Origin of the sequence: Vibrio tapetis subsp. quintayensis (assembly GCF_030409945.1) — a bacterium.
Lineage (GTDB): Bacteria > Pseudomonadota > Gammaproteobacteria > Enterobacterales > Vibrionaceae > Vibrio > Vibrio quintayensis.
The window spans coordinates 190,621-205,763 of the sequence record NZ_JAUFQV010000007.1 but is presented as its reverse complement, the minus strand read 5'-3'; the positions used below and the strand labels follow the sequence as shown (position 1 = coordinate 205,763).

Sequence of the window (15,143 nt, the reverse complement as noted above, 5' to 3'; positions counted from 1 at the left end):
TACTTTCTCCTTGGAATTATGATCTAGAGGGTAGCATAGCTTTAACACTGTTGCGGAGACATTCCTTGCGCTTCAATGGTCACCCGTTGATGTAAACGCCAGCACAGAACGAAAATACCTATATACAATAGGCATGCACCCTCAATCACTGTTATCCAGCCGCCGTGTTGCCAGCAATAGATCAGCCAGAAGCCACCAATACTGCCCCCAATGTAATAGTGAACCAAATACAATGCAGTGGCCGTAGCCTTAGCCGTTTTGGCTTGCTGGCTTACCCAACTATAAGCAAGAGAGTGAGTGAAGAACGCCCCAAAACTCACCAGCATTAGCCCACCTAAAATAGCGGAGACAGATTCAACATAGGCCACCAGCATACCCAGCAAGCTGATGCTCGTACCGACAACCATTCCTATTATTTTGCTGTGTTTTTGGCTCCAAATTCCACTAAGTCGTGCACTGAGTGTACCGGCGAGATAGCAAAGAAAAATGGTAGAGGCGAGGCTGACAGGCCAATTATAAGGCGGGGCAACCAAGCGAAAGCCCGCGACTGAATATAGGTTAACAAACAGTGCAAAGTTTAACCCTCCAATTATCATAGCCAACAGCAGTTTGGGCTGCTTTAAATGCTCAATCACACTTTTGTTGTGATGGAAGAACAAACCACGCTGTGGCTTAAAGTGGCGCTGAGCAGGTAAAGCTTTCATGACGAGCAAAGCGCCGAGTAGGGAAAACACAGCCATAGCGACAACTGCGGTTTGCCAGTTGTACCAGTCTGAAACTACGCCACCAAAAATTCGGCCAGCAATGCCTCCGAGTGAATTTGCGCTGACGTAAGTGCCAACGGCCAATGCCAGTGCTTTTGGGCTGAACTCTTCTGCCATATAGGCAACTGCCACAGCGGCGAACCCAGCGAGTGCCACACCCATAGCACCGCGTGCGAGAGATAACCCAACAATACTGCTACTAAGTAACATGGTTAGGCCAACCACCGGCAATAGAAACAGACTAAGCAGCATCACAAATCGACGCCCTAACATTTCCGAGCAGACCGCCCACGGCACAAGACACACCGCTAAGGTCAGCGTACTAGAAGCTTGCAGCCAATTAACTTGCGTTGCAGACACGGAAAAGGCATCGGCCATGAGCGGAAGCATAGGTTGAAATAAGTAGAGATTACAAAAAACCAAAAAAGACCCAAAGGCAAGGGCAAAGCTGACGCGACGGTAAGCGGGCGTTTTAGGTTCTATCATAATGGGCTTAGGTTGGCTTGAATATGTGATCAGGTTATCAAAGTGATTGTGATATATAAAATATATTGTAATTATCGCATCAATAACTAAAAACTATCACCATCATCAACAAGCTATCACCATCGTGGGAGGGAACAAAGTGGAAAGCAAACCGTTACGTTATTTTTTGGCCATACAAAGAACCGGCAATATGACTCAAGCCGCACGGGAACTGCATATTGCTCAACCCGCCTTAAGCGTGGCAATTAAAAAGCTAGAAACCGAATTAGACGTGCGCTTGTTTCGCCGAGATGAGAGAACCATGGCGCTGACTCAAGAGGGAGAAGTCTTGTTGCCCTATGCTAAGCGAGTAATCCAACAGCTCGACGATGCGCACCTTGCCATGCAAGAGTTAAAAGGGCTGGAAAAAGGCGAAGTAAAGCTAGGTGTACCGAGTATGATGGGGTCTTATTATTTCCCAGAAATCTTGATGGGCTTTAAGTCCCGTTACCCAAATTTAAAGCTCACCATGGTAGAAGCGGGTGCACAGTCTTTGAGAAAGATGCTATTAGATGGGGAGTTGGATCTTGCTGTTATCTTAAACGAAGATATTCCGTCGTCGCTAGAGACTGACTCCATTTTAAAATCAGAGATGGTGGCCGTTACATCTCCAACGCACTCGTTCGCGGACAAACCGTATATCACTTACCAAGAGTTTTTCTCTCAAGAGTTGGTGATGTTTAAAGCGGGCTACTTTCACCGAGAGTTTATTGATGAAGTTTGTGTGGCGCAGGGGTATCAGCCGCATTTTTCATTTGAGACTAACCTAGTGCCGATGATCCTCAAGATCGTCAAACGAGAGTTTGCGATTACTGCGTTGCTTAAACTGGTTACCGACAATGAAACCGGTGTAGTGGGCATTCCATTTAAACAGCCTGTTTATCTTGATCTTGCACTCGCGTGGCGCAAAACAGGCTATTTATCCATTGCTGAGCGTACGTTCATCGAGTACGTCAAAAGCCAAAGATCGTAGTACTAGCTGGTGTACATGCGGTCGAAGGTTTTTACATCCCAACCAACCATCACTTGGTCACCAATCTTCAATACAGGAACAGAACGAGCGCCCATAGCTTGCAGTTCTTTTCTTCCTCTTTGCATTTTCGCATTGGTTAAACGGTAGGCGATTTTCTTAGAATCAAGATAACGCTGCGCATCTTTACAATGTGGGCATTTATCGCTGATGTACAAAACAACTCTTTTCATGATCATCTCTCTTTCGCTTTGAGCGCGAGATTCTAGCCTAAAGTAGCATAGGGAAAAAGCCTTGCGTAGTCTATGCTGATAAAAAAACAAATAATAATATGACACTGCAGAGATATATGAGCACATTTTCGCTCATTGGCTATGCTTAGACAGGTAGGCTCTAGTGGTGAATATGGGTGCAGTTGCCCAGTGTCGGGTTCAATGTTGGCAAGCAATGGTGCAGATACTAAATGATTGATCATTCAATAAATGCAACACACAGCAATGATGAACAGGTTTCGCCACTCGAGTCGGTGAGTGGGCTTAATGTCTCTGAGGCATTGGCAAGGTTTGGCGGAAATAACAGCATTTACCATCAGCTGTTGAGTCAATGGATAGAAAGTGAAGTAGATTTTGAAGTGCGTATGACCTCGGCTATGCTGCAACAGGATTATCCGTCCGCCATTATGTGCCTGCATACGTTAAAGGGCACCAGTGCAAATTTGGGGGCAATGGGTATTTCAGACAAAGCGCGTGAATTAGAATCTTTATTAAAAGCCAACCCTCACGGTGAGCGTGTCATTGAAAAGTTAGCACAGTTGACCAGCGATTTAAGCACCTTCTTCGAGCAACTTCACGCCGTTATTCAAACGGAACAAACGCCACAAACAAAACTGTCGCAACGAAGACACAACACCTGCACCGTTTCCACTTTCAATTGCCTATCCGATAACCACACAGGCCAAGTGAAGCAAGTGTTGACCGAGTTACTTTATTTTCTCGATAACTACGATACATCCGCCATTGAGTACGCAGAACGCCACTATACCGAGTTAGACCAAGCCTTGGGTGGTCAGAAATTCGAGGTGTGTTATAAAAGCATTCATCAATGTGATTTCGAAGTCGCGGGTAAGATCTTACGCCAATTATGGCCAGAATTAGAGCAAATTAAACGTGGGTGAACAGACAATGGTTCAAGCTAAGAAATCGAAAACCGTTTTGGTTGTGGACGACACTGCAGACAATCGTACGCTGCTTACGCAAATTCTAAAAGACGACTACCGAGTGTTAGCTGCAGTCAGTGGCTTGCAAGCCATAGAGTTGTGCGAACGGTTTATGCCCGATTTAGTTTTGCTCGATGTTGTGATGCCCATGATGGATGGATACGATGTGTGTTTAAGGCTGAAAAATAATCCAATAACAGCCGGTATCCCTGTGGTGTTTTTAACCGCCCGCTCTCAAATAGAAGACGAACAGCGAGGCTTTGATGTGGGGGCGGTGGATTACATTCAAAAACCGCTTAGCCCGCCCATCTTACTTGCCCGAGTAAGCACACACCTGAAGTTAAAAACGACCATGGAGCGTCTAGAGCAGCAAAAAGACGAGCTAGAATTGCGTATCCGTGAGCGCACTCGCGAACAAGATATTCTGCAACAAGCGATAATGACCGCAATGGCCTCTCTGGCCGACGCTCAATACAGCAGTAGCCAACAAAAACGTCGAGTCAGAATTCAGAAATACGTAAAGCTTTTAGCGGAGAATGTCGGCAGCAACAGACATCTGTCATCTGTAGTGGGAGATCAGATCCCATTGAACTCACGCTTAATGGTGGTCGCTGAAGTTTACGACGTGTTGATTTCATCTAAGAGACAGCCTGTTAAGTTGTCTCACGATAAAGCAGTCGAAGTCTTGTTGTCTTCTGCGGGCAATTATTTTGACAGTGAAGTCATCGAAGCATTCTTGCTGGTGGAACAACAATTGGCGATAATTGCCTCAGAGTACGCCGAGCAAGATCAAAGCACGAAAATGAACGTGAAAACTTAGCCACTTTCGTAGCTTTATCTTTGATACCCAGTACAATAGCGCGCTCTTTGTATTTCCTTTATGTTGTCGACATACGTTGTTCAATGTGAGGTAAATTGTCTCGTTTTCTACTGAAATTCGTTATTATGCCTAAATCTGCGCCTAAAAAAGCTTCGACCAATCATACCTCTTCAAAGCGTCCTGTGAATAAGGGAACTGCTGCGAGTAAAAATCAAACCGCTAAACGCAAAAACCTAAGTAAGGGAAAAGCGCCCGCAAATACGGCGGATAACGAATCATTAAGCCTTGGCCTGCACGTAAAAACCCTAACCATGACCGAGTTACATGCTCGGAATGACCACATTGGGCGATACGACTTCGCGAAACTGGTTGAAGCTTTGCCTGAACTCGCTCCGTTTACATTTGCCAACCCACATGGCGATACATCGATCAATTTCTCGGATGATGAATCAGTAAAAATGCTCAACAAGGCTCTGCTGGCTCTACACTATGGTGTGAAGCAGTGGGATATCCCAACGGGTTACTTGTGCCCACCGATCCCTGGTCGCGTTGATTACATTCACCATATTGGCGACCTACTGGCGCAATGCAACAAGGGCAAATTGCCTGTTGGTGTGAAAGTAACCGGCTTAGACATTGGCGCAGGGGCGAACGCGATTTATCCCATCGTAGCATCAAGCTGTTATAAGTGGGGCATGGTGGGTAGCGATATTGATCCTATCTCGGTAGAGAATGCGAAAAACATTGCTCAAAATAACGCTCACTTAGCCCAAAAGCTGCAATTCAGACTGCAAGAGAACAATAAGAATTTCTTTGCTAACATCATTAAAGATGGCGAGTTTTACGACTTCACCATGTGTAACCCGCCGTTCCATGCATCTCAAGAGGAAGCGAATAAAGGCTCGCAGCGAAAACTGCAAAACCTGGCGATAAACCGCGAGAAAAGAGGCCAGAAACCTGAACCTAAAAAACAGTCGGCACTGAATTTTGGCGGGCAAAACGCCGAGTTGTGGTGCAAAGGTGGGGAAGAAACGTTTATTCGCAATATGGCGTTCGAAAGTGCCGATTTTAAAAATCAGTGCTTGTGGTTTACAACGCTAATATCAAAAAAAGAAAACGTTCGTCAGTTAACGCGTGCGTTGGACAAGGTTGGCGTGACTAACATTCAAGTGGTCGAAATGAAGCACGGTCAAAAAATCACGCGTTTTGTTGCTTGGAGCTTCTTAACACCAGAGCAGCAGCAATTGTGGGCCAGTGCTAAGTGGAAGTAAGCCACTAGCCAAGGTTGATTTCGAAATTTCTTAATCCCAAGCTCGCTCTAACTCAATGTGAATGCCCGAATTGACTTCGACACCCATCAACGTAAGATCAAACCGTTTAGATTTATATGCATATAGAGGGATCGATGAGCAGTACGCGAGTAAACAAAGAAGAACAGTTAGGCCCATTTCAGCTCTTCATCCTTTTATTATCGGTATTTGTACTGATTTCTCTCACTGCTCAAATGACGTTGTCGTTGCCTGACGACGTTAAACAAATCCTACAATGGACCGACGGCTTCATTTGCCTCTTTTTCTTCATCGACTTTTTGGTCCAATTAAAGCACGCATCGAATAAGTGGCATTACTTTAAAACCTGGGGTTGGATCGATCTCTTATCTTCTATACCCATGGCTTCCTATTCTCAGATTGGGCGCATCGTGCGTGTTATTCGCCTGTTAAGGGTGATCCGCTCAACTCGTCACCTTGTTTCGGTCTATATGCGGAATAAAGTGAAGAGCTCGTTCTCGTTCGTGGTTTTTGTTTCTATCTTAGTTCTCACCATTGGTGCGATTGCTATTTTGATTTTTGAAACCGATGTCGAGGGCGGAAATATTGATAACGCAGCTGATGCATTTTGGTGGGCATTTGTCACGATCACCACGGTTGGATACGGCGATTTCTACCCAGTAACGATTGAGGGGCGTGTGGTCGCCGCGATGTTGATGACCACCGGTGTGGGGCTTTTTGGTACCTTCACGGGCTTTGTTGCGTCATGGTTTGTTGACGATGATGCGGACGATCAAGGCAAGCACATCATTGCCAACTTAAGACGAGACGTGAGCGATTTAAAAGAAGACATATCCGAACTAAAAGTGCTGTTGATTGCCAAAGAAGCCCAAGCTATTGAGAAAGAAAAACAGCAACAAACACCGGGGGAGAAGTAAAACAAAGCTATTGATTACAATGATGTAGCACGGGCAATTGATTCGTTTTGTAACGTCAGTTTTCGGTCAAATTCACGCATAAATTGAAAGTATTCACAAGTTTTATAGCGTTCGGTATTTATATGCAATAAATTACATTAAGATAATGGAATCCGAGTAGCTAACTCATCCTACCTTGGCTACTCAAGCGCATTTTACGGTTTATGTCTCTGTGCGAGGTTCAATATGTCTGTGTTTGATCTAAATGGAAACTGGTTACTCTCTTCACCTGAACACCCTCAAATTTCGGTTCCATGCCTTATTCCGGGGGACAACCACAGTGCGCTTATTAAAGCTGGAGTCATACCAGACCCATACTACGGCTGCCTAGAACAAGAAGTCCAATGGGTTGGTGAGTCTCGCTGGCTATTGTCTCGTACTATTAATGTGGTTGAACAAGACTTGGCACTGACCGCCATTGACATTAGCCTGTCACGAGTAGATACCTTAGCCGTGTTTAAGGTGAACGGTGTTGACGTTTTGCAATGCAGCAACATGTTCAAGCAATATAAGGTCGATATTCGCCCTCACTTGAAGTTGGGTAGCAATGTATTGCAATTCGAGTTTGCAAGGGCAGACGAAGAAGCCGCGACACGCGCAAGTCAATTGCCATTTCCTATCCCATATTCAGAGGGCAACAACAAAGTCCCTCATATGAACACGCTCCGTAAAGCGCAGTGCCATGCCGGTTGGGATTGGGGCATTTGTTTAATGGTCAGTGGCATTTACGACAAAATAAAAACAGACGTAGTCAATCACATTCGCTTACACGGAATGGATTGCCAGCAAAAGTGGTTATCAGATGACTTGGTGGCCGTTTCTGTCGACGTATTCCACGATGACGGCCACAGCAGTGACTTACAAGTGACGCTTGGCGAGCAATCTCACTGCGTTAGAACCGACCTTAACTGTCAGAGTACCCGCGTTGAATTCATTATCAACAACCCTAACCGTTGGTGGCCTGTTGGCTATGGCGAACAACCACTATACGATCTGTTGATAGAGCTAGATGGCCAAGTAATAGAGAAAAAAATCGGCCTGCGGGAGCTAGAAGTCGTCACAGACAACGACCACATCGGCAGCGCCATGACCATTAAAGTGAATGGATGGCCTATTACTGCCAAGGGGGCGAATTGGATCCCTATGGATGCTTTGCCCCAACGAGAATCTGCAGACCGTTACGAAGTATTACTGCAAGATGCCGTTGATGCGAACATGAATATGATCCGCGTGTGGGGCGGTGGGCAATACGAAAGCGACGTATTTTATGAGCAGTGCGACCAGCTTGGGCTACTGGTTTGGCAAGATATGATGTTTGCCTGCTCTTTATACCCGTCGACCGACGTCTTTTTAGCGGATGTAGAAAGCGAGTTGCGCTACCAAATTAACCGTCTTAAGCATCATGCCTGTATTGCTTTGTGGTGCGGCGACAACGAAGTGATCGGAGCCATAGGTTGGTACGATGAATCTAAACACCAACGAGAAAAATTCACCGTTAACTACGACCGCTTAAGTCGTCATTTAGAAAAAGTCATTTTTGAAGAAGACAACAGCCGACGCTTTTGGCCAAGCTCTCCTTGTAATGGAGAGTTAGATTACGGCGACGCATGGCACGACGACACCAGAGGCGACATGCATTTTTGGGATGTGTGGCATTCTGGAAAATCTTTCGATGCGTATCAAAAAGTGAACCCACGTTTTTGCAGTGAGTTTGGTTATCAATCTTGGCCATCACTGGCGGAGGTAAAGCAATTTGTGCCAGAGAGCGACTGGAACATTACCTCGCCAACCTTTGAGAACCATCAGAAAAACCCTCGTGGTAATAGCATTATCGCGGAAAACTTTACCCGATACTTCCGCTTCCCAACGGGTTTTGAAAACATGCTTTACCTGAGCCAAGTTCAACAAGCCATGGCAATCAAAACCGCGTGTGATCATTGGCGCGCCATCAAGCCGGTGTGTCGAGGGATGTTGTTTTGGCAACTAAACGATAACTGGCCTGTAAGCTCTTGGTCGAGCATAGAATACAGCGGCCGTTGGAAGCAACTGCAATACCATGCGAAACGATTTTTTGCGCCGTTATACGTCACCTACGTAGATAAAGGCAACAACATCACCCTAAGCGCGCTTAACGATGCCAGACACACAGAAAAGTTAGAAGGCAAAATAAGTTGGATAACCTGGCAAGGAGAGGTGCTGAAAGAGTGGACGGTGAACACCACCATCGCCGCCGATGGTAACCAACCCATTTGGGAGCTGGCTAAAAAAGACCTCAGTGCCAATATCGGCTTTTTGCACATTAGTTTTAATGACGGTGACATCGAATCGAGCTGGTTTGCTGATGTACCTAAGGTTCTGCCAATGGAGAAAGCGCAAATAGAGTGCCGAGTTGAAAACAAAACGGTGACGTTAACCAGTAACAAACCGGCATTTTTTGTACACCTAGAACATGATGGTAAAGGGAGATTCTCTGATTCATCTTTCACCTTGTTAGCCAACGAACCAAAAGAGATCCAGTACATAGGTGATGACGAACAAAGCCTAAAAGAGTCACTGCGAATTTACGACTTAGTCAGCAGCTATTAGCAAAGTGTGGTAACTAGAAACACAAAAATGAGCTCATCAAGAGCTCATTTTTTATAAAGGAATACTGCTTAGGCTTTTCTTTTGATCTTTTCCTTACGCCTTTAGCCCAGCGCCTTATTCTCCTAACAGTAACGGTTTAGCGTGTACTCATCGCCGCTTTTACTGGTGAACTCTTTCTCAACACTGTGAGCAATAGGGTCACCTTTAGCGCCGCTCTCCATTAGGCTAATCCAGTATCGGTGGCTAGATTGGCTTTGCGTGCAAAGAGACGTTCTAGATTCAAGTTGTACGTCTGTGATTTCTGCTAATGTTTTTAGCCCTTGGCGAGCACCCAAACGGATTTCTAAGTGGCTGCCTTGATCATCTTTAAGCAAGATAGAATCAGGTTCCAATTTGTGCCCAGCAAGTGCTACAAATTGGCTTGGATTTTTAAGGCTGGTTAAACGGCCATCAGCGAAACATGCAACAAGGTTACAGTAGTAAACCATGTAATTGGTTACGTCCTGGTGAGAGCCTTCATCTAATGGAAATGCAGAGTCTAGGATCTCTTTAGCTCGTTGTTGTTTTTCTGTCGCTCTTTGTGCTTTCACATTTTCAGCATTGAGGACAGCGTTCGCATCAAACATAGGCTCGGTTTGTAGGTTTTGGTTATTCGTAGCTGTTGACATCGTCATAGTGGTGTCCTCGGTAATGGTATTTATCAGTATTGATAGAACAGAATGACTTTTCGCTGTTTGTTTGCGCTAGTGACTCTGTACATTTTTAGATTAACCAACTTTTAACCAAGATTTCACAATAAAAATTATACAGTGTAAATTTTACAAAAATATCGAGTGAATTTTACACAATGAGATTAAGACGGTAACTCAGAGAATGACCGCATAAAGAACTAGAAAAGTAATCAAATCATCCCCATAACAATAAATAGGGCGTAGTATCCTAGTAAGGCATAAGTGATAGGTGTGTAGATCTTGTTGTTCCATTTTTTGACAACACCGATTTCATAAGTAAAAAAGAGGGAAACATCATGACCGTTATTTCAACCCAAGAACTGCAAGAGAACTTCGATTATTTTGATAAAGACCAAGACGGTAAAATAGAGCTCAGCGAGTTTAAAGCGCTGCTACAAGCGTTAGATTCACTCGGGCAGGGCGACTCTTGGAAGTTGGGATTTAAAGAAATTGATTTGGATGGCAATAGCAGTATCGATTTTGAAGAGTTCTCGGCGTGGTTTAATCAGCAGTAGCCGCATATTCGATCACGACAAACACCAAAAAGGCGCAATTAAGCGCCTTTTGTTTATTGCTACGTTACAGAAGTAAAACCAACGACTACCTATTTTTCGTTAAGGCTTTGTAACATATCAATCAAGTCAGTTTCTGACGTTGGTTCCCTACCTAAGTCAATCTCCGGTGATGCGCCACCCTTTAACATATAAGCCTTTGTACCGCAGTGGTCATAGTGAAACCAACGACCATTAACACAAACGTCTGTGTAGCAACGAGGATCTTGTTTTAACATATCTGGCTCTCCCTTTACAGTATGTTCACATTCACACTAACCAGAAAAAGCGGGATTAAAAATGATCTAAATCAATTTACTTGCTATCAGTGTGGTTATTTTTTATTTCTGTTATGCCGCTACAATCGTTCAACTTAGTGAGCCATCGAAGACGAAACCAATAATCAAATTTATCAATTGCACTGTCATCAAAGTGTGCAGATGCCGATTCTTGCCTATGATTAGAGAAAGGCATGGGTAGAGAGGCGAGTAATGGAGCCAATTATTTATGGTGTGATTGGGGTAGTCTTAGCGATTATTGTTTGGGGTTTAGTGTGGCTTGTTAAACGCACGAACCATCGTGCAGGCCAGCAAGAAATCGAGCCGGATTTGTACTCTGAAAACCAGCTTTTATCTGGAATTAAATTGAATGACGTGGGCGACATCGAAACGAAACAACCTACACGTTTGCACTTGGTTTCCTCTAACGCTGCCATTTCGACAGCTGCGAATGTTAACAAAAACACCAACGTTAACCGATTGGCTGAAAGCAAAAAAAGCAGACCGCCCATCAAGCGAAAAAACGGTGCCGAGGTTATTAAACTGGTCTACAGCAAAAATGATAATTTGGCGCAACAGGCGAAGAAATAATTAGGCCCAGTTGGGTTTGCAGTTAAGTTTGATTACATATCGAACAAATAGAATCGGATTGTTGAGCTGGCTCTTATTTTTACCAAAACGAGCTAGGAGGCCTACGGCAGTTGAGTAATGATGGCCGTCACGCCTAAACACAGCAATAGTCAGAAGAGGGTTATTATGGAGTGGATGTTTGTTGCCTTTACACTTACAGGCGTAGCAATATTGTTTACCATGCAACGTTTAGCCAAGAACAAGCAATTTAGACCGCATTTGAAAGTTGTCGAACCTGAGCGTATTGAGCCGATCGTCTTACCGGATGCCTACAGAGTCAACGACAACTTAAGTAAAAATGGCTCGACCATACGAGTAGTGGCTTGTGAAAGCCGATTGTCACGAAAGTTGAATGGAAAGCTGAAATAGGTGACACAACTCAAGTTATTGGTTTGAGTTGAGACTTGGCTCAAATAACGCCAAATCAAGCAATAATTTACATTAAGAAACCATTTTCAAATTTAGCTCGCAAAAAATGTATGACGGCGCTTACTGATAATTAATTCAGTTGCGTGATAAATACGCGAGTGATAGCTTAACTGCAGCATTATTCCAGCAGAGCAAAAGCGCTCGTGCTTGGTCTGTATTGGTGTTTTTGCACTGCTGGTTAATGTACCTAACGCACGTCAAAGCGTTACAATATTGTATCCCACATCGGTTTATTGATATCGTGTTGCTCTACCCAAGAATCATCTTGTCTAGCCTCTAAGTACAACTGTACGCCATCAAACTTAGCAAACGCACCAACGCCACCAAGATGTTGAAAGGCATCAAAAAAATCATCTTCTGATTGAATCAATTTTGCCAAAGTAGTGACGTTGTTATTCATTAGCCATGCAATGGCATCAGGTTCGGCTACCACGCCCGACACCAGTACTGCTTCTGGCTCGTGTCTGCTTTGGTTGCTACCTTGAATTTGCAAAGCGAGTGCTTCTGTTCGTTCCAACTCTTGCTGCTCTATCTCTTGTATAATGCTGTTGCGTTTTCTTTCCGAAATACGTGGGTTCAATCTCGCTATTTGGATGGCATAGCTGAAACGTTCAATACCAACCACATCCGTTAACTGCTCGAGCAATGGTTTATCTAAACTCAATGAAGTGGCGTAATGGTCTATGCACGCGTTGAGATTTAGGTAACGCATGCCGTCAAATTCGAAGCATGAGGATTCGTCGTAGATTTCCATAGGCATATCATCAAGCGACAGCAGCCAACCTTGGTAATCGATTCGCGCTTTAGCTATTTCGTACATGGCCCATGCACTGCGTCTAAAACCCTCTAGCGCCGCACCAGTGAATTCAGAGTCTTCTAACTCTTCTTTGGTCCAGTTAAGGCCCACCGCCAACGCTTGCGAGTACTTTTTTAACAAGCCATGTTTCACTTCGTTTTGCAGTTGCAGCACCGAGCTAGCATCGCTGGTTTGGCTAAGGGAAAAGCACTCATCACAGCTTGGAACCTCGATAGCCTGATGATCGACCTTGGCACGTGTTTTTTTATTAGGAAAGGGGGCGTAGACATGGCTTGGTTCGCCACAAAACCAGCAGGTGTGACGAGAGTTAAACGGAATGTCGATGCATTGAGGAGAAGCCATGAGCCTTGATCCGAAGCCAATAAATAAGGGCTGGCAGCATATATCAGCCTGGTGGGTGTGATCAATCTTTAAATCCCCCTTTAAAACACGCTTTAATTTGGCCGCCAATAGCACTTCGAGTTACTGGTGAAATGTAGGCTGAGATTCGGACAGAAACTGGCAAAAAATCACTTCAAAACTCACTTCAAAAATAGAAAAAGTGCAAAAAACTGAGCGCCTAAAAAGAACGCTTAATGAAAATGATTAGTGTACTAATTATATTAAATGGTCTCCAAACGTGTTTTTATTGAGATCTGGATCTCATTATGGCCACTATTATTGATCCATTGTGATTTTTTCGCTCATTGTGTGCGTAATAAAAATATAATTTTAATTAGAGCACGAAGGAATGTATTTAGACATGATCACATCAGCACCTTGGGTGATGAATCAAAAGACAAGTGAAGATCCCGTTAAAGAATGGACGTTTTTAGAACCAAAAGCTGAAGATGGAGACGATGTTTCCTGCCTCATCGCTGAATGCCCACCCCTTGATGTCAACTCATCGTATTGTAATTTCCTTCAATCCACGCATTTTCGTGGCACTTGCATTCTTGCAAGGCATCACGGCGAGGTCGCTGGGTTTATATCGGGTTACCGAAAGCCTGATGAGCCCAACACCTTGTTTGTGTGGCAAGTAGCGGTGTCTCCTCGTCATCGAGGTCATGGGCTAGCCTTTAGCATGCTGCATGAACTGCTTGGACGAGATAACTTGAAAGCAGTGACGGCGATTGAAACCACCATCACCGAAGATAACGACGCCTCGTGGGCACTATTCAAAAAGCTCGATATGCAAAACGGGCAGTGCGGCGAAGTAAGCACATTTCTAGATGAAAAAGCACACTTTAAAGGGAAGCACGATACGGAGTATTTGTATCGGATCCCGCTCATTCTTAAAAAATAGGAGTTAAAACGGTCTCATCATGGATATTTTTAACAAGCAAGAATCGAAAGTACGTTCTTACTCAAACAGTTTTCCTGTCATGTTTGCCAAAGCAAAAGGATGCTGGCTAGAAACCGATGAAAATGAACGATACTTGGACTTTCTTGCTGGAGCAGGATCTCTAAACTACGGACACAATAACCCTGAATTGAAGCAATCTCTGCTTGAATACATTGAGATGGACGGCATTACCCACGGGCTGGATATGCACTCAGACGCGAAAGCTGAATTTCTAAGTGCTCTGCAACGCTACATTTTTGCCCCAAGAAATCTCGATTACAAAGTGCAGTTCACCGGCCCAACGGGAACTAACGCTGTGGAAGCGGCGTTAAAACTTGCTCGCAAAGTTACTGGCCGCAGTTCCATTGTGGCGTTCACTAATGGCTTTCATGGTTGCACTGCTGGCGCTTTGGCCGCTACGGGCAACCAACATCATCGTCAAGGTGCGGGCTTTAGTCTCAATAACGTGACGCGAATGCCATTTGAAGGTTACGCAGACATCGACGGCCTAAAACTGTTTGAAACCATGCTAGCAGACAACTCAGCAGGTATGGATAAACCCGCCGCAGTACTTCTTGAAACGGTTCAAGGGGAAGGTGGGCTGAACGTTGCATCTAATGAGTGGCTACAACGATTAAGCCGAGTATGTAAAAACAATGGCATTTTGCTCATCGTTGATGACATTCAAGCAGGCTGTGGCCGAACAGGAACCTTCTTTAGTTTTGAACCATCAGGCATCAAGCCCGACATCGTGACCCTGTCAAAGTCGATCAGTGGTTATGGTTTGCCAATGGCCATCGTACTTCTAAAGCCAGAGCTCGACATTTGGCAGCCTGGTGAGCATAACGGAACATTCCGTGGTAACAACCATGCATTTGTCACGGCAACAAAAGCGCTTGAAATTTATTGGTCTGATAAAACGTTTGAAACTCACATAGCGAAGAATTCAAACAAAATATCTGAGGTAATCCAATTCTGTATTAAACGCCACCCAGAACTTTTTGTGCAGCTGAAAGGAAGAGGCATGATGATTGGTATTGAGTGCCTTAACGGTGAATTGGCCGGGCAAATCGCCAAAACATGTTTTGAGAACGGAATGGTTATTGAAACCGCAGGCCCAGAAGACGAAGTGGTGAAATTCTTCTGCCCATTGACCATTACCGAATCTGAACTAGATCAAGGTCTACAAATATTTGAAAATGCGGTAGATCTGGTTGCCGCCAAGCATTTTAGAAAAGCATCTTAATTGAAGGAACA

The 15,143-nt window shown here is 44.5% G+C and carries 16 protein-coding genes; 11 read left to right on the top strand and 5 right to left on the bottom strand.

Translation table 11 applies throughout. The features are described 5' to 3' along the window. Positions 1–41 precede the first annotated feature (41 nt). Entirely contained in the window at positions 42–1,250 is a 1,209-nt protein-coding gene (locus QWZ04_RS02805; RefSeq protein WP_290324716.1) for an MFS transporter, read from the bottom strand. Between the two features lie 139 nt (positions 1,251–1,389). Here QWZ04_RS02805 and QWZ04_RS02800 point away from each other — a divergent pair, with 139 nt between their 5' ends. Further along, positions 1,390–2,262 (top strand): LysR family transcriptional regulator, encoded by an 873-nt coding sequence (locus tag QWZ04_RS02800; RefSeq protein ID WP_290324715.1) that lies wholly within the window; start codon positions 1,390–1,392, stop codon positions 2,260–2,262. 2 nt (positions 2,263–2,264) lie between these two features. Here QWZ04_RS02800 and QWZ04_RS02795 read toward each other — a convergent pair whose 3' ends face one another. Beyond that, positions 2,265–2,492, bottom strand: coding sequence for a glutaredoxin family protein (locus QWZ04_RS02795; RefSeq protein WP_290324714.1), 228 nt, complete (start codon positions 2,490–2,492; stop codon positions 2,265–2,267). A gap of 230 nt (positions 2,493–2,722) precedes the next feature. On the opposite strand from QWZ04_RS02795, the gene QWZ04_RS02790 reads away from it, so the two are divergent. From QWZ04_RS02790 to QWZ04_RS02770, 5 genes are all read left to right on the top strand, one after another. Beyond that, positions 2,723–3,433 carry an Hpt domain-containing protein gene (locus QWZ04_RS02790; RefSeq protein ID WP_290324712.1) on the top strand — a complete coding sequence of 237 codons (711 nt, stop codon included), beginning with the start codon at positions 2,723–2,725 and terminating at the stop codon, positions 3,431–3,433. After that, positions 3,426–4,295, top strand: coding sequence for a response regulator (locus QWZ04_RS02785; RefSeq protein ID WP_353958842.1), 870 nt, complete (start codon positions 3,426–3,428; stop codon positions 4,293–4,295). Before QWZ04_RS02790 ends, QWZ04_RS02785 begins: the two co-directional genes overlap by 8 nt. Positions 4,296–4,390: 95 nt before the next feature. Beyond that, positions 4,391–5,566, top strand: coding sequence for a 23S rRNA (adenine(1618)-N(6))-methyltransferase RlmF (rlmF, locus tag QWZ04_RS02780; RefSeq protein ID WP_290324710.1), 1,176 nt, complete (start codon positions 4,391–4,393; stop codon positions 5,564–5,566). Positions 5,567–5,700: 134 nt separating this feature from the next. Next, entirely contained in the window at positions 5,701–6,501 is an 801-nt protein-coding gene (locus QWZ04_RS02775) for an ion transporter (RefSeq protein ID WP_290324708.1), read from the top strand. A gap of 225 nt (positions 6,502–6,726) precedes the next feature. Further along, complete coding sequence (locus tag QWZ04_RS02770) at positions 6,727–9,126, top strand: beta-mannosidase (protein ID WP_290324706.1); 2,400 nt, start codon at positions 6,727–6,729, stop codon at positions 9,124–9,126. A 122-nt stretch (positions 9,127–9,248) separates the two neighbouring features. Here the strand turns inward: QWZ04_RS02770 and QWZ04_RS02765 are convergent, their stop codons facing one another. Continuing rightward, entirely contained in the window at positions 9,249–9,800 is a 552-nt protein-coding gene (locus QWZ04_RS02765) for an aldolase/citrate lyase/malate synthase family protein (RefSeq protein WP_290324704.1), read from the bottom strand. A 275-nt stretch (positions 9,801–10,075) separates the two neighbouring features. On the opposite strand from QWZ04_RS02765, the gene QWZ04_RS02760 reads away from it, so the two are divergent. Next, complete coding sequence (locus QWZ04_RS02760; protein ID WP_353958844.1) at positions 10,076–10,372, top strand: EF-hand domain-containing protein; 297 nt, start codon at positions 10,076–10,078, stop codon at positions 10,370–10,372. Between the two features lie 89 nt (positions 10,373–10,461). Here the strand turns inward: QWZ04_RS02760 and QWZ04_RS02755 are convergent, their stop codons facing one another. Next, positions 10,462–10,647: a hypothetical protein gene (locus tag QWZ04_RS02755; RefSeq protein WP_290324703.1), complete on the bottom strand. Its 186-nt coding sequence runs from the start codon at positions 10,645–10,647 to the stop codon at positions 10,462–10,464. Positions 10,648–10,899: 252 nt separating this feature from the next. Here QWZ04_RS02755 and QWZ04_RS02750 point away from each other — a divergent pair, with 252 nt between their 5' ends. Together QWZ04_RS02750 and QWZ04_RS02745 are read left to right on the top strand one after the other, a co-directional pair. Beyond that, entirely contained in the window at positions 10,900–11,277 is a 378-nt protein-coding gene (locus QWZ04_RS02750; protein ID WP_290324701.1) for a hypothetical protein, read from the top strand. Between the two features lie 165 nt (positions 11,278–11,442). After that, entirely contained in the window at positions 11,443–11,685 is a 243-nt protein-coding gene (locus QWZ04_RS02745) for a hypothetical protein (RefSeq protein ID WP_290324699.1), read from the top strand. Between the two features lie 265 nt (positions 11,686–11,950). Here the strand turns inward: QWZ04_RS02745 and QWZ04_RS02740 are convergent, their stop codons facing one another. Further along, a complete protein-coding gene (locus QWZ04_RS02740) occupies positions 11,951–12,904 on the bottom strand; it encodes a hypothetical protein (protein WP_290324697.1) in 954 nt (317 codons plus the stop codon). A gap of 400 nt (positions 12,905–13,304) precedes the next feature. On the opposite strand from QWZ04_RS02740, the gene ectA reads away from it, so the two are divergent. After that, positions 13,305–13,847: a diaminobutyrate acetyltransferase gene (gene ectA / locus QWZ04_RS02735; RefSeq protein WP_290324696.1), complete on the top strand. Its 543-nt coding sequence runs from the start codon at positions 13,305–13,307 to the stop codon at positions 13,845–13,847. Between the two features lie 19 nt (positions 13,848–13,866). Beyond that, entirely contained in the window at positions 13,867–15,132 is a 1,266-nt protein-coding gene (gene ectB / locus QWZ04_RS02730) for a diaminobutyrate--2-oxoglutarate transaminase (RefSeq protein ID WP_290324694.1), read from the top strand. The last annotated feature ends 11 nt before the right edge of the window (positions 15,133–15,143 follow it).

Excerpts from the sequence above, each read along its gene's own strand:
- QWZ04_RS02750 (WP_290324701.1), top strand. The coding sequence starts at position 10,900 with ATGGAGCCAATTATTTATGGTGTGATTGGGGTAGTCTTAGCGATTATT.
- ectA (WP_290324696.1), top strand. The coding sequence starts at position 13,305 with ATGATCACATCAGCACCTTGGGTGATGAATCAAAAGACAAGTGAAGAT.
- QWZ04_RS02795 (WP_290324714.1), bottom strand. The coding sequence starts at position 2,492 with ATGAAAAGAGTTGTTTTGTACATCAGCGATAAATGCCCACATTGTAAA.
- QWZ04_RS02745 (WP_290324699.1), top strand. The coding sequence starts at position 11,443 with ATGGAGTGGATGTTTGTTGCCTTTACACTTACAGGCGTAGCAATATTG.
- QWZ04_RS02805 (WP_290324716.1), bottom strand. The coding sequence starts at position 1,250 with ATGATAGAACCTAAAACGCCCGCTTACCGTCGCGTCAGCTTTGCCCTT.
- QWZ04_RS02770 (WP_290324706.1), top strand. The coding sequence starts at position 6,727 with ATGTCTGTGTTTGATCTAAATGGAAACTGGTTACTCTCTTCACCTGAA.
- QWZ04_RS02755 (WP_290324703.1), bottom strand. The coding sequence starts at position 10,647 with ATGTTAAAACAAGATCCTCGTTGCTACACAGACGTTTGTGTTAATGGT.
- ectB (WP_290324694.1), top strand. The coding sequence starts at position 13,867 with ATGGATATTTTTAACAAGCAAGAATCGAAAGTACGTTCTTACTCAAAC.
- QWZ04_RS02765 (WP_290324704.1), bottom strand. The coding sequence starts at position 9,800 with ATGACGATGTCAACAGCTACGAATAACCAAAACCTACAAACCGAGCCT.
- QWZ04_RS02740 (WP_290324697.1), bottom strand. The coding sequence starts at position 12,904 with ATGGCTTCTCCTCAATGCATCGACATTCCGTTTAACTCTCGTCACACC.
- QWZ04_RS02775 (WP_290324708.1), top strand. The coding sequence starts at position 5,701 with ATGAGCAGTACGCGAGTAAACAAAGAAGAACAGTTAGGCCCATTTCAG.
- QWZ04_RS02790 (WP_290324712.1), top strand. The coding sequence starts at position 2,723 with ATGATTGATCATTCAATAAATGCAACACACAGCAATGATGAACAGGTT.